The organism is Croceibacterium soli, from assembly GCF_009828065.1.
Classification (GTDB): Bacteria; Pseudomonadota; Alphaproteobacteria; order Sphingomonadales; family Sphingomonadaceae; genus Croceibacterium_B; species Croceibacterium_B soli.
The window spans coordinates 618,639-640,732 of the sequence record NZ_WTYK01000001.1; the positions used below are offsets into that span (position 1 = coordinate 618,639).

Below are 22,094 nucleotides of genomic sequence, written 5' to 3' on the forward strand. Positions count from 1 at the left end.
AAGGAAATCAGGCGCTGAGCTTCTTGCGGCCACGGGCGCGGCGGGCGCGCAGGACCTTGCGGCCGCCGACGGTGGCCTTGCGGGCGCGGAAGCCATGGCGGCGGCTGCGCACGAGGTTGCTCGGCTGAAAAGTGCGCTTCATTGCGATATCCTCGAAATCAATAAAAACGGCCGCCGGCTAGGGCGGCCCGATGTCTGGGCGCGCGGTTAGTTGAGGCCGGTGCGCGAGTCAAGACGGACGAGCCCGCGCGAATCGCCACGCGAACCGCATGCCGGGCCTATACACCAGCCCGCGCGGGAATGGCAGGCCGCCGAGATCGGTCCAAAGCGGCTGCGATACTCCGCCCGGCCGCTCGACTTGGTGGGCTGCGGCGCTATCGTCGGCGCGGGACACGCGGAGAGGGGGGACTCGGTGGTCGCACTCGTATCTACGGTGGCCTATCTCGGGCTCGAGGCGCGCAGCATCGAAGTGCAGTGCCAGATCGCGCCGGGCATGCCGCGCTTCAACCTCGTCGGCCTGCCGGACAAGGCAGTGGGCGAAAGCCGGGAGCGGGTTCAGGCAGCCCTCTCTGCGATGGGGCTGGCGCTGCCGCCGAAGCGGATCACGATCAACCTCTCTCCGGCGGACCTGCCCAAGGAAGGCAGCCATTACGACCTGCCGATCGCGCTGGCCCTGCTCGCCGCCATGGGGGTGACCGATGCCGAGCAGTTGACGGACTGGGTGGCCGTGGGCGAGCTGGCGCTGGACGGGCGGGTGGTCCCCTCGCCGGGCGTCCTCCTCGCCGCGCTCCATGCCAGCTCCACCGAGCGTGGGCTGATCTGTCCGGCGGCGCAGGGAGCCGAGGCGCGCTGGGCCAGCCGCATCGCGATCTGCGCCGCGCCCGATCTCATCAGCCTGCTGAACCACCTCAGGGGCACCCAGACGCTGCCCGTACCGGAGCCGGGGGAGGCGGAGGAGCCTCCACCGGGGCCGGACCTCAGGATGGTCAAAGGGCAGGAGACCGCCAAGCGCGCGCTGGAGATCGCCGCGGCGGGCGGACACAACCTGCTGATGATCGGCCCTCCCGGTGCGGGCAAGTCGCTGCTGGCCAGCTGCCTGCCGGGAATCCTGCCGGACATGACCCCGGCCGAAGCGCTCGAGGCCACGATGGTCCAGTCGGTCGCCGGCACGCTGGAGGGCGGGCGGATCAGCCGCCGCCGGCCCTTTCGCGATCCGCACCACTCGGCCTCCATCGCGGCGCTGACCGGGGGCGGCCTGCGGGTGAAGCCGGGCGAGGTCAGCCTGGCGCATCTGGGCGTGCTGTTCCTCGACGAGCTGCCGGAGTTCCAGCGCGCGGTGCTCGATTCGCTCCGCCAGCCGCTGGAGACCGGCGAGGTGAGCGTGGCGCGGGCTAATGCGCACGTGACTTATCCGGCACGCGTGCAGCTCGTGGCGGCGATGAATCCCTGCCGCTGCGGACACCTCGGCGATCCGGCGTTGGCCTGCTCGCGCGCGCCGCGCTGCGCCGCCGACTACCAGAGCAAAGTCTCCGGTCCGCTGCTCGACCGGATCGATCTCCACGTCGAAGTCGACCCGGTGAGCGCCGCCGACCTGGCATTGCCGCCGCCGGCGGAAGGAAGCGCCGAAGTGGCGGTTCGCGTCGCCGCGGCGCGCGCGGTGCAGACGCGTCGCTTCGAGAGGACGGGCGCCCGCACGAACGCGGAGCTGGACGGGGAGGCGCTCCAGGCGTTCGCCACGCCGGACGAGCCCGGCCGCAAGCTGCTGATGCAGGCAGCAGAGGCGATGCGGCTCTCCGCCCGCGGGTACACCCGAATGCTCCGGGTGGCCCGCACCGTGGCCGATCTGGCCGGTGCCGAACAAGTCGGCCGCATCCACGTCGCGGAGGCGCTCAGCTACCGCCGGCAGCCGCCGCGGGCGTGAAGAGGTTCGTCATCCCGGACCCGATCCGGGACCGCTGGCTCAAGATCAACTTGGCGGCGAGCGAGAGGCTCGTCGTCCCGGACTTGATCCGGGACCGCTGGCCTCCAGGTCGGTCCGTGCGGCCAGCGATCCCGGCGTTCGCCGGGATGACGGGCGTTATTTCTGGCAGCGCGGGCAGTACCAGGTGCTGCGGCCGCCCTGGGCGAATCGCCTGATCGTGCCGCCATCGTCGCGGCGGCATGGCTCATCCTCGCGGTCGTAGACGTCGAAGCGCTTCGAGAAATAGCCGAGTTCGCCGTCGGGCCGGGCATAGTCGCGCAAGGTGGAGCCGCCCGCCTCGATAGCTTCGGCGAGAACCTCGCGGATCGCTGCGACGAGCCGCTCGAGCGCGGGCTTCGAGACTTTGCCGGCCGCTTTCGCGGGAGCGATCCGGGCCCGGTAGAGCGCCTCGCACACGTAGATGTTGCCGAGCCCGGCAACGATCCGCTGGTCGAGCAGCAGCAGCTTTACCACCTGCTTCCGTCCGGCAAACGCCAGCCGCAAGTGGTCGGCCGTCAGTTCGGGCCCGAGCGGTTCCGGGCCCATCGCGGCGAATGCCGGCCACTGGTCCAGCTTCTCCGTCGGCACGAGGTCGACGAACCCGAAGCGGCGCGGGTCGCACAGCGCGAAGCGGTGCCCGGCGGTGGTCATGACAAGATGGTCGTGCTTGCCGATCTCCTCCGGATCGATCCGCCAGCGCCCGCTCATGCCGAGGTGGAACACCATCGTCTGCGCGCGGTCGGTATGGACCAGCCCGTACTTGGCGCGCCGGCCGAGCGACGTCACCCGCGCTCCCGCCAGGGCCTGAACGAAGCCGTCGGGGAAGGGGAAGCGCATGTCCGGGCGGTGCAGCGCGACATGCTCCAGCCGCTCCCCTTCGAGATAGCGGGCGAGGCCGCGAACGGTGGTTTCGACTTCGGGAAGCTCGGGCATGTGGCTGGTGCGTTAGCGGCGCACGGCGATTCTGTCATCGCCAACCGCCACGCGCGGCACTAGGGGCACCGGCATGCACGCCGACCGTCGCCAGTTGCAGGCTTTCGCGCTGCTCGGGATCGTCATGGTCCTCTGGGCCGGGAACTCGATCGTGGCGCGGGCGGTGCGGTTCGACGTGCCGCCGCTGACCCTCGCGTTCGTCCGCTGGACCGGAGCCTCGCTGATCCTGCTGCCGTTCGCCTGGCGGGCGGTGCGTCGGGACTGGCCGGTGATCGCTGCTCACTGGAAGCCGGTGCTGCTGCTCGGCCTGCTCGGCATAGGCGCGTTCAACGCCTTCCTTTACTCCGGACTGCGCCATACCACCGCGACCAACGCCCTCCTGCTGCAGGCGGGCATCCCGGCCCTCGTCGTGCTGTTCGACCGCCTGTTCTTTGGCGAGCGCAGCCCGGCAGCACAGAACCTCGGCGTCGCCTGCTCCATCCTCGGCGTGCTGGCGATCGTCTTCGAAGGCGATCCGGCCCACGCTCTGGGGCTGCGCTTCGGCGTGGGCGACGCGCTGATCCTGACGAGCGTGGTGGCCTGGGCGCTCTACACCGTTCTGCTGCGGTTGCGGCCGAAGATCGCGCCGGTCAGCTTCGTGGCGGTGACTTTCTTCATCGGCGTGATCGCCATGGCGCCGCTCGCGGCCTGGGAATGGCAGGCGGGAGAGCGGATCGTCTGGAACGGCGGCCCCATTGGCGCGATCGCCTATGTCGCCGTGCTTCCCTCGATCGTCTCTTACTTCATCTTCAACTATGCGACCGCCACGGTGGGAGCCGCCCGCGCGGGGCAGGCCATCACCCTGATGCCGGTCGTCGGCGCCTTCATGTCGGCTGCATTGCTGGGGGAGGAGCTGCACGGCTATCACTACGCCGGGCTGGCGCTGATCCTGTTGGGAATAGCCCTCTCGATCAAGGCCATGCGGGCGCAACGAGATGCTGGCACTGCCGGTGGCCCGCCGCTAGAGCAGCGGCCATGAGCGAACAGGTATCCTTCGGTTACGAGGAAGTGGCGCCGGACGAGAAGACCCGCCGTGTGGGCGAGGTGTTCTCCGGCGTGGCCAGCAAGTACGACATCATGAACGATGCGATGTCGGCCGGCATGCACCGGTTGTGGAAGAACCGCTTCGTGCGCCGAGTGAAGCCGCGGCCGGGCGAGGCGATCCTCGACATGGCCGGCGGCACGGGGGACATCGCCTTCCGCCTGGCGGAGCGCGGGGCGGAAGTTACCGTTTCCGATATCAACCAGGACATGCTCGACGTCGGCATCGAGCGGGCGATGGAGCGGGGCATTGATGGCCTCGTGTGGTCGCGCCAGAATGCCGAGGAGCTGACCTTCCCGAACCGCATGTTCGATGCCTACACGATCGCCTTCGGCATCAGGAACGTGACCCACATCGACAAGGCGCTGGCCGAGGCGCACCGCGTGCTCAAGTACGGCGGGCGGTTCTTCTGCCTGGAGTTCTCGACCACCGAATGGCCCGGCTTCAAGGAAGCCTACGACCTCTATTCGCACAAGCTCGTGCCGCAGCTCGGCAAGGCCATCGCGGGCGATGCGGACAGCTACCGCTACCTGATCGAATCGATCCGCCGCTTCCCGACCATGCCGGAATTCGAGGCGATGATTCGCCGCGCGGGTTTCGCTCGCACGAAGGTGGAGCCGATCATGGGCGGCCTCGTGGCCATTCACTCCGGGTGGAAAATATAGGGTGACGCGCCCTTCCAAGCATATCCTGCGGCTGCTTCAGTGGGGCCGCACGCTGGCGCGGCACGGGGCGCTGCGCGGGATCGAGAACGATCCGAACACTCCCGCACAGGTCAAGCGCCTGGCGCGGATCGCCCGTTTCGGCACCAGGCAGCCGCGCGTGCCGGACTATGCCGCCGCGTTCCGAGAGATCGGTCCGGCGGCGATCAAGCTCGGCCAGTCGCTCGCGACCCGGCCGGACCTCGTCGGGGACGAAGCGGCCCGGAACCTGCTGAGCCTGCAGGACAGCCTGCCCCCTGTGCCCTATCCTGAGATCGAGGCGGAGATCGCCCGCAGCTTCGAGCGGCCGGTGACCGACATTTATGCCGAGATCGACCCGGTGCCGGTCGGCTCGGCTTCGATCGCGCAAGTGCACCGGGCGGTGACTACCGAGGGGCGCGAAGTCGCCATCAAGGTGCTGCGCCCCGGCATTCGCGAGCGGCTGGCGAAAGACATTGCGACATACGAATGGGCCGCCGCTCATCTCGAGGCGCTCGGCGGCGAGGCGCAACGCCTGCGCCCGCGGCTGACGATCGCCAACTTCAAGCGCTGGACCAACAGCGAGGTCGATCTACGCCGCGAAGCAGCCTCGGCTTCCGAGCTGGCCGAAGGAATGCGCGGCTTCGAAGGCTACTGCATCCCGTCGATCGACTGGGACCGGACCAACGGCCGGGTGATGACCATCGAGTGGATCGACGGCATCAAGATCAGCGATGTCGAGGCGCTCAAGGCGGCCGGGCACGACCTGCCGGCGCTTGCCCGCCGCCTGGTGCTCGCCTTCCTGACCCAGGCGATCAGCGCCGGGTTCTTCCACGCCGACATGCACCAGGGGAACCTGTTCGTGCGGCCGGACGGCACGATCGTGGCGATCGACTTCGGCATCATGGGCCGTATCGACCGGCGCGCACGCCAGTGGCTGGCGGAGATCCTCTACGGACTGACCACCGGCAACTACCGCCGCGTGGCCGAGATCCACTTCGAAGCGCAGTACGTCCCCAGCTACCACTCGGTCGAGGAGTTCGCGACCGCCCTGCGCGCCGTGGGCGAGCCGATGCGCGGCAAGCCGGTCAGCGAGCTGTCGGTCGGGCAGATGCTCGACGGGCTGTTCGCGATCACGCGCGATTTCGACATGCAGACCCAGCCGCACCTGCTGCTGCTGCAGAAGACGATGGTCATGGTCGAAGGCATCGCGACGCAGCTTCATCCCGAGATCAACATGTGGGACGTTTCCGCGCCTTACGTGCGCAGCTGGATCCGCGACGAGCTCGGCCCGGAAGCGGCGCTGGCCGACCGCATCCGCAACGATTTCGAGACGCTGCTGCGCATTCCGGAGCTGATCCGCCGGATCGAGGACCGCTACCCCCCGCGCGGAGGCGCGCCCGAACCACCGCCGCTGCCGCTCATCGAGCTCATCTGGGAACGGCGACGCCCCGGCGCGTCACGCTGGGCCGGTTACGTCGGCGCGGCGCTGGCCGGCGGTTTGCTGGTCTGGGCCGGGTCCCTGGCAGGGATGCTCGGGTAAGGGGCGCCAGTCCCTTAGTGCCCTTCGCCGACCGCCTCATGCGGCAGGTGCCGGCTTCCCAGCAGTGTGATCGCCACGACCGCCGCTTCGATCAGCATCGGCAGCCAGAAGCCTGGCGTCGCGCCGTCCACGATGGCGCTGACCAGCCGGCCGGTGAAGGCGATGCCGAACAGTGCCGCCGGCACCAGCAGCAGCTCTCCGTTGCGCCTCCACGCGCCCCAGATCATGCACACCCCGCTGACCACGAAGAAGGAGGTCATGTCCGCGCGCAAGGTGGAGAGACCCGGCGCGCCGTCGGCGATCAGCCCGAAGCCGGCGGCGCTGCCCTGCGGATCGATAAGAAAGCCGAGCCCGATCAGCGTGAAAACGATGCCGCCGATCATGGCCAGTGCGGTGAGTACGAAACGCATGGGGAGCCCTCCTCGTGTGGAGCGGGACAATGCCGCAGCGCTGCGCGATCGGCAAACGTAACCGGCGCGAGGCAAGTCTGGCCTTGGCGGCGACGCGCCGCTAGGTAGCGCGAGCAATCTCATTCGCGGGGGCTTACTTAGGCAAGGATGGCTCAGCCACGCATCCTTCTGATCATCGGCGGCGGCATCGCCGCCTACAAGTCGTGCGAGCTCGTGCGGCTGATCAGGAAAGCCGGCGGCGAGGTGACTTGCGTGCTGACCGATGCCGGCGCGCAGTTCGTGACGCCGATGACCCTCGGCACGCTGAGCGAGAACCAGGTCCACACCTCGCTGTGGAACCTGAAGGACGAGGTGGAGATCGGGCACATCCAGCTCAGCCGCCAGGCCGACCTGGTGGTCGTCTGCCCGGCAACCGCCGACCTGCTGGCCAAGATGGCCGCCGGCATCGCCGACGATCTCGCCACCACCCTGCTGCTTGCTACCGACAAGCCGGTGCTCGCCGTCCCGGCGATGAACGTGCGCATGTGGCTGCACGCCGCGACCCGGCGGAACGTGGCCTGGCTGAAGGAATCGGGCGTCCATGTGATGGAGCCGGACGAGGGCGAGATGGCTTGCGGCGAATATGGCCCCGGCCGCCTGCCGGAGCCGGAAGCCATCTGGCGCGAGATCGCCCGGCTGCTGAAGGTGGGCGGGAAGCAAGCGACCGATCCGCTCTCCGGCCAGCTCGACTTCGACGGCGGCCCTGCCCACCGGCCGCTGTACGGCAAGCACGTGCTCGTCACTGCCGGGCCGACGCACGAGCCGATCGATCCGGTGCGCTATATCGCCAACCGTTCGAGCGGGCGTCAGGGCTTCGCCATCGCCGCCGCCGCCGCCGCGGCGGGCGCGCGGGTGACGCTGGTTTCCGGGCCGGTGACGCTGGAAACCCCGCCCGGGGTGGACCGGATCGACGTCGAAAGCGCGCAGGAGATGGCCGCGGCGGTCGAGGCCGCTTTGCCGGCCGACTGTGCGGTGATGGTCGCTGCCGTCGCCGACTGGCGGGCGAAGGGCTACGAAGCCCAGAAGATCAAGAAGCGCGGTTCCGCCCCGCCGGCGCTGATGCTGACGGAGAACCCGGACATCCTGGCGGCCCTGGCCGCCAGCGAGCAGCGGCCCCGGCTGCTGGTCGGCTTCGCGGCGGAGACCGAGAACCTGATCCCCAACGCCCGCAAGAAGCGCGAGAAAAAGGGCGCCGACTGGATCGTCGCCAACGACGTCTCCGGAGACACGATGGGCGGGGCGGACAACCAGGTGACGCTGGTGCGCGAAAGCGGCGAGGAGACGTGGGCACCGATGGCCAAGGAACTGGTGGCGAAGCAGCTTGTCGAACGGATCGCCGATGAGCTTGCCTGAGCGGGTGCCGGTGCAGGTTACGCGCTTGCCCCATGGCGAGGGGCTGGATCTGCCGCGCTATGCCACCGCCGGCGCGGCCGGGATGGACGTGCTCTCGGCCGAGGATCTCGTGCTGGAGCCGGGCGCGCGGCACGCCGTCGCCACCGGTCTCGCCGTGGCGATCCCGCCCGGGTACGAGATCCAGGTGCGGCCGCGGTCGGGTCTGGCGCTGAAGCACGGGATCAGCGTGCCCAATGCACCGGGAACGATCGATTCCGACTACCGCGGCGAGCTCAAGGTGATCCTGATCAACTTGTCGGGCGAGCCGTTCCCGATCCACCGCGGGGACCGCGTGGCCCAGATCGTTCTCGCGCCGGTGACCCTGGCCGAGTGGCAGGAAGTGGCCGAGCTGGACGAGACCGCACGCGGCGCGGGCGGCTTCGGATCGACCGGCGGGCACGCCAGGCTGGCCTGACGCGCCGCGCGGCGGTCAGGCGGCGGCGACCCGCTTCCGCCCGTCCATCGATCCGGCCAGTTCGTTCGCCGGCATCGCCTTGGCGAACAGGAAGCCCTGCAGGACGTTGCAACCGGCGCTGCGCAGGAAGGTCTCCTGGGCGTCCGTCTCGACGCCCTCCGCGGTGACCTGCAGCCCCATGGCGTGGCCCAGGGTGACCACGGCGGTGACGATCGCATCGGCGTCGATCGCCTGGCCCAGGTTCTGCACGAAGCTCTTGTCGATCTTGATCCGGTCGACCTCGAACTCGCGCAAGTAGCTGAGCGAGGAGTAGCCGGTGCCGAAATCGTCGAGCGCGATGCGGAAGCCGGCCTCGCGCAGGCGGCGCAGCGCTCCGCGCACGGTCTCGTTCTGGTCCAGCACGACGCCTTCGGTCACTTCCAGCTCGATCTGGTGCGGGCTTATCCCGGCGTCGCGCACGATGCCCGAGATCCGCTCCGCGAAGTCCTCGTCGCAGAACTGCACCGGGGACAGGTTCACCGCGATCGACAGCTTCGGCCAAGCCCGCGCCACCGCGCATGCCTGTTTCATCACCCAGTCGCCGAGCGGCGCGATCAAGCCCGTCTCCTCGGCCACCGGCACGAACATGTGCGGCGGAACGCAGCCGTGTTCCGGATGCTCCCAGCGCAGCAGCGCCTCCAGACCGGTGACTTTGCCGCCGGCCGAATCGATCAGCGGCTGGTAGTGGACGCCGAGACCCTCGCCGGTGGCGAGCGCTTCGCGCAGGTGGGCTTCGAGCGTGGCCCGGAGCTGCACGGACTCGTCCATCGTCTCGGTGAAGTAGCGGTAGCAGTCGCGCCCTTCGTCCTTGGCGCGGTAGAGCGCGATGTCGGCCTTGCGCATCAGTTCCATGCGATCGGTGCCAAATTCGGGCGCCAGGGCGACGCCGATGCTGACGCCGACGTGGGCCTGGTTGCCGAGGATCTGGAACGGCTGGCGCAGCTCGGTGAGGATCCGCTCGAGCGTCGCTTCGATCTCTCCCGCCCGGCCGCCGCGCTCGAGCAGGATGGCGAACTCGTCGCCTCCCAGCCGGGCGACGGTATCGCGGCCGCCGATCACGCTCGAGAGCCGGCCGGCGACTTCCCGGATCAGCTCGTCCCCGGCGAGGTGGCCGAAGCGGTCGTTGACGTTCTTGAACCGGTCGAGGTCGAGCAGGAGGATCGCCATCGGCTCTCCGTGGCGGGCGCGCAGCAAGGCCTTGTCGGCGTTGTCGGTGAACAGCGCGCGGTTCGGCAGGCCGGTCAGCACGTCGTGGTAGGCCAGGTGGTGCGCCTGGGCTTCCTTGGCGGTGAGCTCGGCATGGGCCCGCTCCAGTTCGCCGGCCCTTTCCTCGTCCTGCTTCATGGCCCGGCGCAGTTTGAGCGACATCAGCAGGATCAGCAGTGCGACGACCAGGAACATCGCGGCTGCCGGCAGCAGCAGTCCGTGGATCACCACGCCTCCCCCGAGCAGCGGCTTCCAGAGTATGCTGGTCAGCAAATTCCCGTCGGCGTCCGTTACCGGCGCGGAGGTTTCACCCTCGCGCGGTTCGTTGCTGTCCGACAGGCGGGCGTCGATCAGATAGTTCTGCTGTGCCGCGTCGGACAGGAAGCGCTCGTCGAGATAGCGCAAGCTCAGCAGGAGCGGGCTTCCGGCAGTTGCGCGGTGATCGTCTGCCGGCGCGCGCGCCATGCGCATCACGCTCACGACGGCGGTCCTGTCTCCGATCCGTACGAGATCGGTCGAATGGATCACGTCCGGCGCGGTCCGCACGGTGGGGTGCACTGTGAGCGGCTCGTCCGAGAAGCCGGGCGCCGGAGGGAAAACCAGCGGCTCCGGCGGTGACCCGGGAAGCCGCTCGTTGAGATTGCTCCTGCCCATGGGCCGCTTGGCTTCGCCGCGCACCAGTTCGACGAACCGCGAGACTGCCGGGGCAACCCGTCCGAAAGCCTCCGGTGCGGCGCTCTCGCGGCTTACCGAGGCGTAGACCGGCCGATCCCGGCCATCGAGAATGTAGGTCTCGTGAGCGTTGTAGAGGTCGAACATCCGGAAGCCGACGTTCGCGTCCAGCCAGTTCCTGTCCGGAACCGGCGATGCCGCTTCCTCGATGCACTGCTCGCACAGGCCGACCGAGTCCTGTCCCAGCGCCAGCTCGTCCATCGCCTTGCCGAGCGCGCGGAACACCTCGAGCTTCTGCGCCATCAGCGACAGTTCGTCCGTGCCTTTTCCGGCCTGGATCAGTCCGCCGCCGCACAGGATGGCGGTGATGAGCAGGATCACCGCACCCGGCAGCAGCACGCGCCGGCGGTATCTCCGTCGGAAATCGATCTTCGAGCCAGCGTTCATCGAGAAACCTTCTTGTCCCGGTTTCTCACTGGCGATCATCGACTTACAACCCGCGAACGGCGGGTGGGTAGTGTTACGGGGGGTGGGACTTCGAAGCACGAAAAAGGCGGACCTCTTGCGAGGCCCGCCTTCGGAGAAGCAGGTTGTCGAAACGACGTGCTTAGCGGCGCTTCACCGGCATGTTTTCCGGCGCGATGGAGATGCGTACCGTTTCGCCCGAGTTGCCGGGGAAGTCGGTGAACATCGCCTCGACCAGGTTCGGCACGAGATAGGGCAGTCGATTCGAAGTCGACAGCGCCTGGGCCTTGCCTTCGAACAGCCGCTGGCCGGTGGCCTGGTTGTCGATCTTCAGCTCGATGCCGCTGGTGTAGACGGTGTAGCTTTCCACCTCACGCCCGCCGAAGAACGGATCGTGGTAGCCGTAGCCCCAGGGGCGATAGGGCACGTAGCCGATCCGCCGGTACCCGTCGTAGCCCCGGTAAACGACCGGGTGATAGCTGTACCACGGGCTGTAGAACGGATCGCGATAGCCGAAGCCCGGACGGGTGGTGACCCGCTCGCGGCCGTTGTCGACGCCGTAATCGAAGCGCACCAGCATCGTCGCGCTCTGCGGCGAGGAGGCCTGGACATAGCCGAGACGCTCCATCTGCGCTTCGACGAAGTCGGCATACTGGGCGAACTCGAGACCGCCGGCGAGAGCCGGATCGTCGGCCACGACCGCGAAGGTCTGGCCCGAGGGCGCCGGAAGCTGGGTCTGGAACCGCGAAACGTCCGCGCTGAACGGGGATGCGCATGCCGCGAGGCTCGCCAGGACGAGCGGCACCGTGGCAAGCTTGAGCGCGCGGCCGAGGATTGAAGATCTTACCATGATGAACTCTCTCTCAACTCAGTGACCTGCGGTCACCCCCTTGATGCCGGGCGCGCGCATAGATCGATAGGCCGTGCTATAGATATGACGGCCTGAACCGAGATTGAACATCCGGCCTGAGAAAAATCAGCTTTTCTAGCGACTTGGAATGGTCAGCCGCGCACCAACCCCAGCGCACGGTAGGTTGCGGCGAGCGTGGGGGAGGCCAGTTCCCGCGCGCGGGCCGCGCCGCGGGCGAGGATCGCATCGAGCGATTCGCGGTCTTGCGAGAGTTCGTTGAATCGCCCGGCAATCGGCGCCAGAACTTCGACCATCAGTTCGCCCAAAGCCGGCTTGAAGGCGCCGAAACCCTGGCCGCCGTGTTCGGCCAGCACTTCGTCGGTGCTCTTGCCGGAAAGCGCGCCATAGATCGAAACGAGGTTCACCGCTTCCGGCCGCCCGGCCAGACCGGCCGCCTCGGACGGCAGCGGCTCCGCGTCGGTCTTGGCCTTCTTGACCTTCTTCATGATCATGTCGGCGTCGTCGGACAGGTTGATGCGGCTCATGTCCGAAGGATCGGACTTGCTCATCTTGGCCGTGCCGTCGCGCAAGGACATGATCCGCGCGGATTGTGGCGGGATGATCGGATCCGGCAGGGTGAACACCGGTGCCTCGGGCGTGCAGAAGTCGTTGTTGAACTTCTGCGCGATGTCGCGGGCAAGCTCCAGGTGCTGTTTCTGGTCCTCGCCGACCGGCACGTGCGTCGTCTGGTACAGCAACACGTCGGCTGCCTGCAGCACGGGGTAGGTGAACAGGGCGATGCTGGCGCCTTCGCGGTTCTTGCCGGACTTGTCCTTGAACTGCGTCATCCGGTTCAGCCAGCCCATCCGCGCCGTGCCGTTGAGCAGCCATTGCAGCTCCGCATGGGCCGGCACTTGCGCTTGGTTGAACAGCACCGAACGGTCGGGATCGATCCCGCATGCCACGAGTGCTGCGACCATGCCCAGGGTGTTGGCCGAAAGCTCCGCCGGGTCGTGCGGCATGGAGATCGCATGCAGGTCGGCCAGGAAGAACAGGCACTGCCCGCCTTCGGCGCTCACCTCGTCCTGCATCCGCACCCAGTTGCGGATCGCCCCGAGATAGTTGCCGAGGTGGAGACTGCCGGTGGGCTGGATGCCGGAAACGACGCGCATTATCTTGAAACTTCCCTCTTCGTCAGCTGGGCGATCCGCCCGCGGTCCACCGCACCGATCGCATAGGCGACGCCGAAGTAGACGATCGCCGAGCAGGCCACGAGCACGATCAGCGCGAACAGCCGCGCGAGGATGCCGGCGGCGTAGTAGCCGGTTAGCAGGTCGCGCGCGAACCACAATGCCGCGCCCATCGCGGCCGCCGCGACGATCTGCCGGGCGATCCTCAGGAGCAGGCTGCCGGGCGCGCGGTAGTGGTCCCGCGCGGCAAGTACGGCGTAGAGGACCGCGGCGTTGAGCCACGCGCCGATGGCGCTGGCCAGCGCCACGCCGACCACGCCGAAGGGCTCGAGCAGGACCAGGTTGAGCAGAACGAAGACCACCAGCGCCGCCAGCGCGGCATAGACGGGTGTCTTGGTGTCCGCCCGGGCATAAAACCCCGGAACCAGCACTTTGACCAGCACATAAGCCGGCAGGCCCATCACAAGCGCCGTCAGCACGTTGCCGGTCAGGATCGCATCGGCCAGGTCGAACCGGCCGCCCTGGAAGATCATCGTCACGAACGGGATCCCGCAAACCGCCAGGGCCACGGTGGCCGGCAACGTCAGCAGCATGGCCAGCTCGATCGCGTCGGACTGCAGCCGCCGCGCGCCTTCGCGGTTTCCGCCGCCGACGAACTTGGACAGCGTCGGCAGGATCGCGGTGCTCAGCGCGATGCCGATGATGCCGAGCGGCAACTGGTTCAGCCGGTCGGCATAGTTCATGTAGCTGACCGCGCCGCTATCCAGCTGGTTGAGGAAATAGAGCTGCACTAGCGTGTTGATCTGGTAGGCGCCCCCGCCGATCGCCGCGGGGAGGGCGATCACGCCGAGCCGCTTCACCTCCGGCGTCAGGCGCGGCCACAGCAGGCGCGGGCGAAACCCTTCGACGCGGACCCAGACGAACAGCCACACGAGCTGCATCACGCCCGCGCCGGTCACCGCCCAGGCGATGCCGTAGGCGACCTCCTCGACGGTGGCCCCGGTCGCCGCCATCCAGCGTTCGCCGACCAGCAGCGCGGCGATCAGCACCACGTTCAGGATGATCGGGAAGCTGGCCCCGGGCGCGAAGCGCGAGACCGAGTTCAGCATCCCGGTGAACAGCGTCACCAGGCTGACCAGCACGATATAAGGAAACATGATGCGGGCGAAATCGACCGCCATATCGAAGCCCGCCGGGTCGACCGGCTTTTCAGCCAGGAGCCAGATCACGCCCGGCATGGCGATCTCGAACACGGCAACCAGCGCGATCAGCACCGGCAGGAACACCGACAGCACGTCGTTGCTGAAGGAGCGGGCCGATTCCAGCCCGCCATCCCCATGCAGCCGCTTGGAGAACATCGGCACGAACGCGGCCGAAAACGCCCCTTCCGCGAACAGCCGGCGGAAGACGTTAGGGATGATGAACGCCTGAAACCAGGCGTCCGTCACCGCATTGGCGCCGAGCACGCGCGAGAAGATCATCTCGCGCGCCATCCCGGCGATGCGGCTGACCATGGTCAGCCCGCCGATCGTGCCGACGTGGCGGACGAGGCTCACGTTGCGGAGACCCCCGTCGTTCGTCTCAGGCGGCGCCGCCGGCCGGCGGGGTCATGCCGCCTTCCTGCTGGCGGGCCAGCAGCTGCTGCTGGTAGATCGCGGTGAAGTCGATCGGATCGAGCACCAGCGGGGCGAAGCCGGCGTCGCGCGTGGCGTCCGCGATCACCCGGCGGGCGAACGGGAACAGGAAGCGCGGCGCTTCGGCGTAAACGAAAGCGTGCTTCTGCTCCTCAGGCATGTTGCGCATGCCGACGAGGCCGCAATAGGACAGCTCGACGATGTAGGCGGTGCCGTGCTGGGTCTTGGCGGTGGCCGAAACCTTCAGCTCGACTTCCTGCACTTCGTCGCTGACCTGGCGCGCGGCGATGTTGAACTGCACGTCCAGCTCCGGCGCTTCGTTCCAGCCGAAGCTCTCCGGCGCCTTCGGGTTCTCGACCGAGAGATCCTTCACGTATTGCGTGATGATCCCCGCGACAGGGCCGTGGTCGGCGCCGTTGCCGTTGGACTGCTGGTTGAGATCGGTGAGGACGTCGCCTTCGTCGGCCATGGGGTGCTCTCTCGTTCGCCTGAATGCTTGGAAAAGGGTTGCTTGGCCGCGCGCCTAGCAGCCGGCCGGCGCGCCCGCAACGGAAACGGCGGCGCGGCCCGGCGCCCGGCCGCGATCCCCGGTTCCGCAGTTGTTCATTTGTAATTCGTACCTATTTCAGGCAGCATGGAACCGGGCGGCATCCACGGTGCTTCTCCGGGTATGAACAGGACAATGTTTTTGTGATTTACGAGATCGTCATCCTCGCCATGATCGCGGCCTTCCTGGGCTTGCGGCTCTACTCGGTGCTCGGCCGCCGCGCCGAGCACGAGGAGGAACCGTTCCCGAACCGCTTCGATCCGGGCGAAGGCGGCGATGCTCCGCGCGCTGTGCTTCCCCCCGGCCAGCAGACCCTGCGCCCGCAGCGGGAGCTCGGCGGCCTGCCCGCCGCGACCGAGCGCGGCTTGCGCGAGATTGCCGCGGCCGACCGGAACTTCGACCTGCTGCCGTTCCTCGAAGGCGCCAAGGCCGCTTACGCGATGATCCTGGAGGCGTTCTGGCGCGGCGATCGCGAAGAGCTGCGCCAGCTTTGCACGGACGACGTCTACGCCAGCTTTGCCGGAGCGATCGACGCCCGCGAAGCCGCCGGCGAGACGCTCGACAACCGCCTGATCCGGATCGAGGACACCACCGTTCATTCGGCCACGCTCGACGGACGCATCGCGCGGATCGCGGTGCGCTTCGTCGCGGACATCGCCACCGTCACGCGCGACAAGGACGGCAACGTCGTCGCCGGATCGCTCGACGATGCCGTGGAGAGCCGCGACATCTGGACGTTCTCGCGCGACGTGACCTCCACCGCGCCCGACTGGCTGCTCGACGAAACCGACGAGGGCTGATCCAGGGACATGGGGGCCAGGGGACGCGGCGCTTTCGGCAAGTATGGCGCCGCCCTTGCCGCGATGCTGCTGCTCGCCGGCTGCGGCCAGCTCGTTCCGCCCGGCGAACAGCCTCCGCCCCGCCCGACACCCACGCCACCCGCAGCGGCGACGGCGCTTCTCGCCGGCGTCGCGCCCGGACCTTCGGTGGCCTCGCTCAACTTGGCGCCGAACGACGCCGGGGCGGCGCTCGCGTCGTTCATCGAGAGCTGTCCGCAACTCCAGCGCCGGACCGATGCCAGCGGCCTGACCCAGGGCGAGGACTGGCGCGCCGCCTGTACCGCCGCCACTACCTGGCCGCGGGGCGATGCGGTCCGCTTCTTCGACACCTGGTTCGAAACCGCTCGCGTGGGCGAGGGCACGGCTTTCGTCACCGGCTACTACGAACCGGAGATCGCCGGGCAGCGCACCCGCGCGCCGGGCTTCGAGGAGCCGGTCTACGGCATGCCCCCGGATCTGATCCGCGCCTGGCCCGACGACATGCCGCTGGCGGAACGCACCGGGCGCGCGCCGCTCGGGCGCTACGACGAGACCGGCAAGTTCGTGCCCTATTACGATCGCGCCGCGATCGAGGCTGGTGCACTCGCCGGCAAAGGGCTGGAAATCGCCTGGGCGGCCGATCCGATCGAATTCTTCTTCCTGCAGATCCAGGGCTCCGGCCGCTTGCGCGCGCCCGACGGCAGCGTGATGCGCATCGGCTATGCCGGCCAGAACGGGCGCGGGTACACCGGCATCGGCCAGGTCATGCGCGAGCGCGGCCTGATTGGGGAGGGGACCGGCTACGCCACCTCGATGCAGGGCATCATGCAGTACCTGCGCGATCACCCCGCCGAAGGCCGCGCGATCATGCGCGAGAACCAGAGCTGGGTGTTCTTCCGCGAGCTGACCGGCGACGGGCCCCTCGGCGCTCTCGGCGTTCCGGTGCGGCCGCAAAGCTCGGTCGCCGCCGATCCGATGTACGTGCCGCTCGGCGCACCGGTGTGGCTGCAGGTCGACCGGCCGGAGAGCAACGGCCTGTGGATCGCGCAGGACACCGGCGGCGCGATCAAGGGCGCCAACCGCTTCGACAGCTTCTGGGGGACCGGAGAGGAGGCGCGCCGCACTGCCGGGGGCATGAGCGCACGCGGGCAGGCCCTGCTGCTGCTCCCCAAGGGAACCGTCGCCCGCCTCAACGCGCGATGAAACCGCCCCGCGGCCTGAGCGCCGAAGAGGCGGAGCTGTGGGCGCGTCTGGCTGCCACGGTGAAGCCGCTCCGCCCCCAAAATCCTCCCCGGCACGGGGAGGGGGACCAGCCGCAGGCTGGTGGAGGGGGCCCGCCTCCTGGTACCACGAAGCCGGCGAAAGCGCCCGCAGCCAAACCTCGCCCAGCGCCGCCACAGCCAGTCGTCGTCGCTCCGCCCCGTAGGCCAGAGGAGCGCGGCCTCGATTCCACCTGGGACCGCAAGCTCGCCCGCGGCACGCTCTCGCCGGATTTCACGCTCGACCTCCACGGCCACACGCTCGACACGGCCTACCACCGGCTCGATCAGGGCCTGGCGCAGGCGCGGGCTCTGGGTGCCCGGGTCGTGCTGGTCATCACCGGCAAGCCGCGCCCGGCGGAGGCCGCCGACCGCGGGCAGAAGCGGGGGGCGATCCGGGCCAAAGTGCTCGACTGGCTCGCCGCCGGCCAGCACGCCTCCGCCATCGCCGCCATAAGAAAAGCGCACCGCAGCCACGGGGGCGACGGTGCGCTTTATCTCGTGCTCCGCAAGGAGCGTTAGGCCTCAGGCGGCCTGGTGGTACCTGGCGTAAGTCAGGTCGAACCGGTCGGCGTTCATCACTTTGGTCCAGGCCTTGACGAAGTCCTTCACGAACTTCTGCTCGCCGCCCTTTTCGGCATAGACCTCGCACACCGCGCGCAGTTCCGAGTTGGAGCCGAAGATCAGGTCGGCGCGGGTCGCGCGCCAGGTTTCCCTGCCCTCGGCCCGGTCGGAGGCGACGAATTCATCGCCACTGGGATCGTCGGACGCCTTCCACACGTGGGTCATGTCGAGCAGGTGGACGAAGAAGTCGTTCGTCAGCTGGCCCGAACGGTGCGTGAAGTGGCCGTGGCCGCGCTCCCCATGGTTCGCACCGAGAACGCGTAGGCCGCCGACCAGGACGACCATCTCCGGCACCGAGAGGCCGAGCAGGCTGGCCCGGTCGATCATCATTTCCTCGGTCCGCACCGCCAGCTTCTTCTTGCCGACGTAGTTGCGGAAGGCGTCGGCCTCCGGCTCCATCACCACATAGCTGTCGACATCGGTCTGCTCCTGCGTCGCGTCGCCGCGCCCGCCGGTGAAGGGGACTTCGACGCCGGTATGGCCCGCGTCCCTGATCGCCTTTTCCAGCGCCACCACGCCGCCGAGCACGATGGCATCGGCCATCGACATCGATCCGCGCAGGCCCTCCAGAGTGTCGAGCACCCTGGCCAGCATCTCCGGCTCATTGACTTCCCAGTCCTTCTGCGGCGCAAGGCGCACGCGCGCGCCGTTGGCGCCGCCGCGATAGTCGGACTTGCGGAAGGTTGAGGCGGAGGCCCAGGCCGTCTTGACCAGCTGGCTGACGGTCAGGCCGCTGGCTGCAATCTTCTCCTTCACCGCCTGCACTTCGGCATCGCTCGGCATCGTGCCCTGCGGGACCGGATCCTGCCAGATCAGGTCTTCCTGCGGCACTTCCGGCCCGAGGTAGCGGATCCGCGGGCCCATGTCGCGGTGGGTCAGCTTGAACCAGGCGCGGGCGAATGCGTCCTTGAACGCCTCGTGGTCGTACCTGAACTTCTCGCTGATCTGGCGGAACTCCGGATCGAGCTTCAGCGCCATGTCCGCCGTCGTCATCATGGTCGGCACGCGCTTCGACGGGTCGTGCGCGGCAGGGGCCATGTCTTCCGGCCGCTGGTTGATCGGCTGCCACTGCTGGGCGCCCGCCGGGCTCCTCACCAGCTCGTACTCGTAGTCGAGCAGCAGGCGGAAGTAGTTCGCGCTCCAGCTGATCGGCGTGTTGGTCCACGCGCCTTCGAGCCCGCTGGTCACCGTATGCTCGCCGATGCCGCCGCTCTCATGGCTGCTGACCCAGCCGAAGCCCTGCGCGGTCACGTCGCCCGCCGCCGGCGCCCCGCCGAGCAGCGAAGGGTCGCCGTTGCCGTGGCACTTGCCGAAGGTGTGGCCCCCGGCAGTGAGGGCGACGGTCTCCTCGTGGTTCATGGCCATTCGCCCGAACGTTTCCTTAAGGTCGCGCGCCATGCCCACGTGGTCGTGGGGGTTGCCGCCCGGTCCTTCGGGATTGACGTAGATCAGGCCCATCTGGATCGCCGCCAGGGGGCCTTCCAGCTCGTGCATGCCGTGCTCGGGCGAGATGCGGGTCTGCACGCCTTCGTTGACCCACTTGTCTTCCGAGCCCCAGTAGATGTCGCGCTCGGGCTCGAACACGTCGGCCCGGCCGCCGCCGAAGCCGAAGGTCGGCCCGCCCATGCTCTCGATGGCGACATTGCCGGTGAGGATGAAGAGATCGGCCCAGCTCAGGTTCGGGCCGTACTTCTGCTTGATCGGCCAGAGCAGGCGGCGCGCCTTGTCCAGATTGGCGTTGTCGGGCCAGGAATCGAGCGGGGCGAAGCGCTGCTGGCCGCTGTTGGCCCCGCCGCGGCCGTCCGCTACGCGGTAGGTGCCGGCCGCGTGCCAGGCCATGCGGATGAAGAACGGGCCGTAGTGGCCGTAGTCGGCCGGCCACCAGGGCTGGCTATCGGTCATCAGGGCCTTGAGGTCTTCCTTGACCGCCCAGTAATCGAGTTCGAGGAACGCGGCGGGATAGTCGAAATCCTGGCCGTGCGGGTTGCTCGGCCCGTTGGGATTGAGGATCTCGGTCGCCAGCATTTCCGGCCACCAGTCCTTGTTGGTGCGCCCGAGCAGCGAGCGTACACCGCCATCGTGGGGGACCGGGCAACCTCCCGAGATCGAACCTGTCTTCGCGTCCATAGCCTCTCTCCTCTTCCCATCGGTCTTGCCAAACCGAGCAAGCGACTCCTGCCATCGCAGTATGACAGGTCGCACCCTACCAAACGACGGGAAGAAGCCGAAATCAGATAGTCCGATAAGGATGAGTGACTAAATCAATCAGCGAAGTTGGAACGGTTCTCTCGATTATTGCGCAAGGCGAATGGGGCAGCGGTTCCCGTCATCCCGGCGCAAGCCGGGATCGCTGCCCTCTTGGTCGGAGGAGCGAGAATCGCGCCAGGCGGTCAGCGGTCCCGGATCAAGTCCGGGACGACGAACTGCCGACGGGGTCCGTCGTCTCGGCGAACGCCGGGACCGCTGACCGGCCCTGGAGGGCAGCGGTCCCGGATCAAGTCCGGGATGACGCTTGTGTCCACAGGTTCAGGCCGCTTCGGCCAGTTCCTCCGCCAGTTCGTTGCGGATCAGGTAGTCGAAGGCGGACAGCGCGGCCTTGGACCCTTCGCCCATGGCGATGACGATCTGCTTGTACGGCACGGTGGTCACGTCGCCCGCCGCGAACACGCCGGGGACGTTGGTCGCCGCCTTCGCGTCGATCTCGATCTCGCCGAACCTGCTGAGCGCGACGCCCGAGTCCTTCAGCCACTCGGTGTTGGGCACCAGGCCGATCTGGACGAACACGCCTTCCAGTTCGATCCGCTTCTCCTCGCCGCTCTCGCGGTCCTTGTAGACAAGGCCGCTCACCCGCTCGCCGTCGCCGGTAACCTCGGTCGTCTGCGCGGAGACGAGGACGTCGACGTTCTTCAGGCTGCGCAGCTTGTCCTGGAGCACCTGGTCGGCCCGCAGCTTGCCGTCGAACTCGACCAGCGTGACGTGACCGACGATGTTGGCGAGGTCGATCGCCGCCTCCACGCCGGAGTTGCCGCCGCCGATCACCGCCACGCGCTTGCCCTTGAACAGGGGTCCGTCGCAGTGCGGGCAGTAGGCAACGCCCTTGTTGCGGTACTCGAGCTCGCCGGGCACGCCCAGGTTGCGCCAGCGCGCGCCGGTGGCGAGCACCACGGCCCGCGCCTTCAGCGTTGCGCCGTTCTCGAACTGCACTTCGTGATAGCCGCCGGGCCGGCTTGCGGGGATCAGCTTCTCGGCCTTGGCCAAGTTCATCACGTCGACATCGTACTCGCCGACATGCGCTTCGAGCGCCGCCGCCAGCTTCGGCCCTTCGGTGTAGGTGACCGAGACGAAGTTCTCGATCCCCATCGTATCGAGCACCTGCCCGCCGAACCGTTCGGCCGCGACGCCCGTGCGGAAGCCCTTGCGCACCGTGTAGATCGCTGCCGCAGCGCCGGCCGGCCCGCCGCCGACCACGAGCACTTCGTAAGGCTCCTTCTCGGCCATCCTGGCTGCCGCGCGGGCGCCGGCGTTGCCGTCCAGCTTGGCGAGGATTTCCTCCACGCCCATCTTGCCGCTGGCGAACATCTCGCCGTTCAGGAAAGTCGCCGGCACCGCCATTACGTTGCGCTGATCGACTTCCTCCTGGAACGTGCCGCCCTCGATCAGCGTGGCCGTGACGCGCGGGTTGTTGAGCGCCATCAGCGTCAGCGCCTGCACCACGTCCGGGCAGTTGTGGCAGGATAGCGAGAAATACATCTCGAACTCGTAATCGCCTTCGAGCGCGCGGATCTGCTCCAGCACCTCATCCGAGACCTTCGGCGGATGTCCGCCGGCCCACAGCAGGGCGAGCACCAGCGAGGTGAACTCGTGGCCCATCGGCAGGCCGGCGAAGCGCACCCACTTCTCGGCGTCCGAGGCGCGGCGCACGATGAAGCTCGGCTTGCGCTCATGGTCGCCGTCGAAGCTCGCCGAGACTTTGTCGCTGAGCGCGGAGATCTCCTCCAGCAGCTCGCGCGTCTGCGCCGACTTCGGATCGTCGCCGAGCGATGCGACGAGCTCGATCGGCTCGCGCAAGTTGGCGAGGTACTGCGAGAGCTGTTGCGTCATGTTGGCATCGAGCATCGGAAAAGTCCTTCATCTCAAATCCTCCCCGGCACGGGGAGGGGGACCGCTCGCGAAGCGAGTGGTGGAGGGGGCCCGCCACAAGCGCGGCGCTATGAGGAGAGCCCCTCCGTCACCTCCCCGCGAGCGGGGAGGATCGAAGAATGACGGCCCGGGGCAAAGGGGGGAGGGCAGCCCCGGGCCGCCGCGACCCGCTTTTCTTACGAAGCGGTCGCTACTCG

Annotated in this window: 19 protein-coding genes; 9 read left to right on the plus strand and 10 right to left on the minus strand. The window is 68.3% G+C overall.

Annotated features, from left to right (window positions below):
• Positions 1–7: 7 nt before the first annotated feature.
• Positions 8–142: a 50S ribosomal protein L34 gene (gene rpmH, locus GRI75_RS02955; protein ID WP_160745420.1), complete on the minus strand. Its 135-nt coding sequence runs from the start codon at positions 140–142 to the stop codon at positions 8–10.
• Between the two features lie 270 nt (positions 143–412).
• Between rpmH and GRI75_RS02960 the strand changes: the two genes are divergently transcribed.
• Positions 413–1,921 carry a YifB family Mg chelatase-like AAA ATPase gene (locus tag GRI75_RS02960; protein WP_160745421.1) on the plus strand — a complete coding sequence of 503 codons (1,509 nt, stop codon included), beginning with the start codon at positions 413–415 and terminating at the stop codon, positions 1,919–1,921.
• A gap of 156 nt (positions 1,922–2,077) precedes the next feature.
• Here the strand turns inward: GRI75_RS02960 and mutM are convergent, their stop codons facing one another.
• Positions 2,078–2,893 (minus strand): bifunctional DNA-formamidopyrimidine glycosylase/DNA-(apurinic or apyrimidinic site) lyase, encoded by an 816-nt coding sequence (gene mutM, locus GRI75_RS02965; protein ID WP_160745422.1) that lies wholly within the window; start codon positions 2,891–2,893, stop codon positions 2,078–2,080.
• Between the two features lie 73 nt (positions 2,894–2,966).
• On the opposite strand from mutM, the gene GRI75_RS02970 reads away from it, so the two are divergent.
• From GRI75_RS02970 to ubiB, 3 genes are read left to right on the plus strand one after another with little or no spacing between them, the layout of a single operon-like run.
• Positions 2,967–3,911 carry a DMT family transporter gene (locus GRI75_RS02970; protein WP_160745423.1) on the plus strand — a complete coding sequence of 315 codons (945 nt, stop codon included), beginning with the start codon at positions 2,967–2,969 and terminating at the stop codon, positions 3,909–3,911.
• On the plus strand, positions 3,908–4,639 hold the full coding sequence (locus GRI75_RS02975; RefSeq protein ID WP_160745424.1) for a class I SAM-dependent methyltransferase: 732 nt from the start codon (positions 3,908–3,910) through the stop codon (positions 4,637–4,639). The genes GRI75_RS02970 and GRI75_RS02975 overlap by 4 nt, the downstream gene beginning before the upstream one ends.
• A 1-nt stretch (position 4,640) precedes the next feature.
• Positions 4,641–6,197 (plus strand): 2-polyprenylphenol 6-hydroxylase, encoded by a 1,557-nt coding sequence (gene ubiB, locus GRI75_RS02980; RefSeq protein ID WP_160745425.1) that lies wholly within the window; start codon positions 4,641–4,643, stop codon positions 6,195–6,197.
• Between the two features lie 14 nt (positions 6,198–6,211).
• Here ubiB and GRI75_RS02985 read toward each other — a convergent pair whose 3' ends face one another.
• On the minus strand, positions 6,212–6,607 hold the full coding sequence (locus GRI75_RS02985; RefSeq protein WP_160745426.1) for a DUF4345 family protein: 396 nt from the start codon (positions 6,605–6,607) through the stop codon (positions 6,212–6,214).
• 147 nt (positions 6,608–6,754) lie between these two features.
• Here GRI75_RS02985 and GRI75_RS02990 point away from each other — a divergent pair, with 147 nt between their 5' ends.
• A complete protein-coding gene (locus tag GRI75_RS02990) occupies positions 6,755–7,999 on the plus strand; it encodes a bifunctional phosphopantothenoylcysteine decarboxylase/phosphopantothenate synthase (protein WP_160745427.1) in 1,245 nt (414 codons plus the stop codon).
• Positions 7,986–8,453, plus strand: coding sequence for a dUTP diphosphatase (gene dut / locus GRI75_RS02995; protein ID WP_160745428.1), 468 nt, complete (start codon positions 7,986–7,988; stop codon positions 8,451–8,453). The genes GRI75_RS02990 and dut overlap by 14 nt, the downstream gene beginning before the upstream one ends.
• 15 nt (positions 8,454–8,468) lie before the next feature.
• Here the strand turns inward: dut and GRI75_RS03000 are convergent, their stop codons facing one another.
• The 5 genes from GRI75_RS03000 to secB form a co-directional block, all read right to left on the minus strand.
• Entirely contained in the window at positions 8,469–10,817 is a 2,349-nt protein-coding gene (locus tag GRI75_RS03000; RefSeq protein WP_160745429.1) for a putative bifunctional diguanylate cyclase/phosphodiesterase, read from the minus strand.
• Positions 10,818–10,977: 160 nt separating this feature from the next.
• On the minus strand, positions 10,978–11,685 hold the full coding sequence (locus tag GRI75_RS03005) for a DUF4136 domain-containing protein (RefSeq protein WP_160745430.1): 708 nt from the start codon (positions 11,683–11,685) through the stop codon (positions 10,978–10,980).
• A 152-nt stretch (positions 11,686–11,837) separates the two neighbouring features.
• Positions 11,838–12,857: a tryptophan--tRNA ligase gene (gene trpS / locus GRI75_RS03010; protein WP_160745431.1), complete on the minus strand. Its 1,020-nt coding sequence runs from the start codon at positions 12,855–12,857 to the stop codon at positions 11,838–11,840.
• Positions 12,857–14,431 carry a murein biosynthesis integral membrane protein MurJ gene (gene murJ, locus GRI75_RS03015; RefSeq protein ID WP_160745432.1) on the minus strand — a complete coding sequence of 525 codons (1,575 nt, stop codon included), beginning with the start codon at positions 14,429–14,431 and terminating at the stop codon, positions 12,857–12,859. The genes trpS and murJ overlap by 1 nt, the downstream gene beginning before the upstream one ends.
• Before the next feature lie 25 nt (positions 14,432–14,456).
• The gene (gene secB, locus GRI75_RS03020) at positions 14,457–14,978 is read right to left on the minus strand and encodes a protein-export chaperone SecB (protein ID WP_160745433.1); all 522 of its coding nucleotides are present in this window, start codon (positions 14,976–14,978) and stop codon (positions 14,457–14,459) included.
• Positions 14,979–15,199: 221 nt separating this feature from the next.
• On the opposite strand from secB, the gene GRI75_RS03025 reads away from it, so the two are divergent.
• From GRI75_RS03025 to GRI75_RS03035, 3 genes are read left to right on the plus strand one after another with little or no spacing between them, the layout of a single operon-like run.
• Positions 15,200–15,856, plus strand: a complete 657-nt coding sequence (locus GRI75_RS03025) for a Tim44/TimA family putative adaptor protein (protein ID WP_328597913.1) — start codon at positions 15,200–15,202, stop codon at positions 15,854–15,856.
• Between the two features lie 9 nt (positions 15,857–15,865).
• Positions 15,866–17,077, plus strand: a complete 1,212-nt coding sequence (gene mltA / locus GRI75_RS03030) for a murein transglycosylase A (RefSeq protein ID WP_160745434.1) — start codon at positions 15,866–15,868, stop codon at positions 17,075–17,077.
• Positions 17,074–17,655 (plus strand): Smr/MutS family protein, encoded by a 582-nt coding sequence (locus tag GRI75_RS03035; protein WP_160745435.1) that lies wholly within the window; start codon positions 17,074–17,076, stop codon positions 17,653–17,655. The genes mltA and GRI75_RS03035 overlap by 4 nt, the downstream gene beginning before the upstream one ends.
• Before the next feature lie 3 nt (positions 17,656–17,658).
• On the opposite strand, the gene katG is transcribed toward GRI75_RS03035, so the two are convergent.
• The gene (katG, locus tag GRI75_RS03040) at positions 17,659–19,884 is read right to left on the minus strand and encodes a catalase/peroxidase HPI (RefSeq protein ID WP_160745436.1); all 2,226 of its coding nucleotides are present in this window, start codon (positions 19,882–19,884) and stop codon (positions 17,659–17,661) included.
• Between the two features lie 399 nt (positions 19,885–20,283).
• On the minus strand, positions 20,284–21,873 hold the full coding sequence (ahpF, locus tag GRI75_RS03045) for an alkyl hydroperoxide reductase subunit F (RefSeq protein WP_160745437.1): 1,590 nt from the start codon (positions 21,871–21,873) through the stop codon (positions 20,284–20,286).
• Positions 21,874–22,094: the final 221 nt, after the last annotated feature.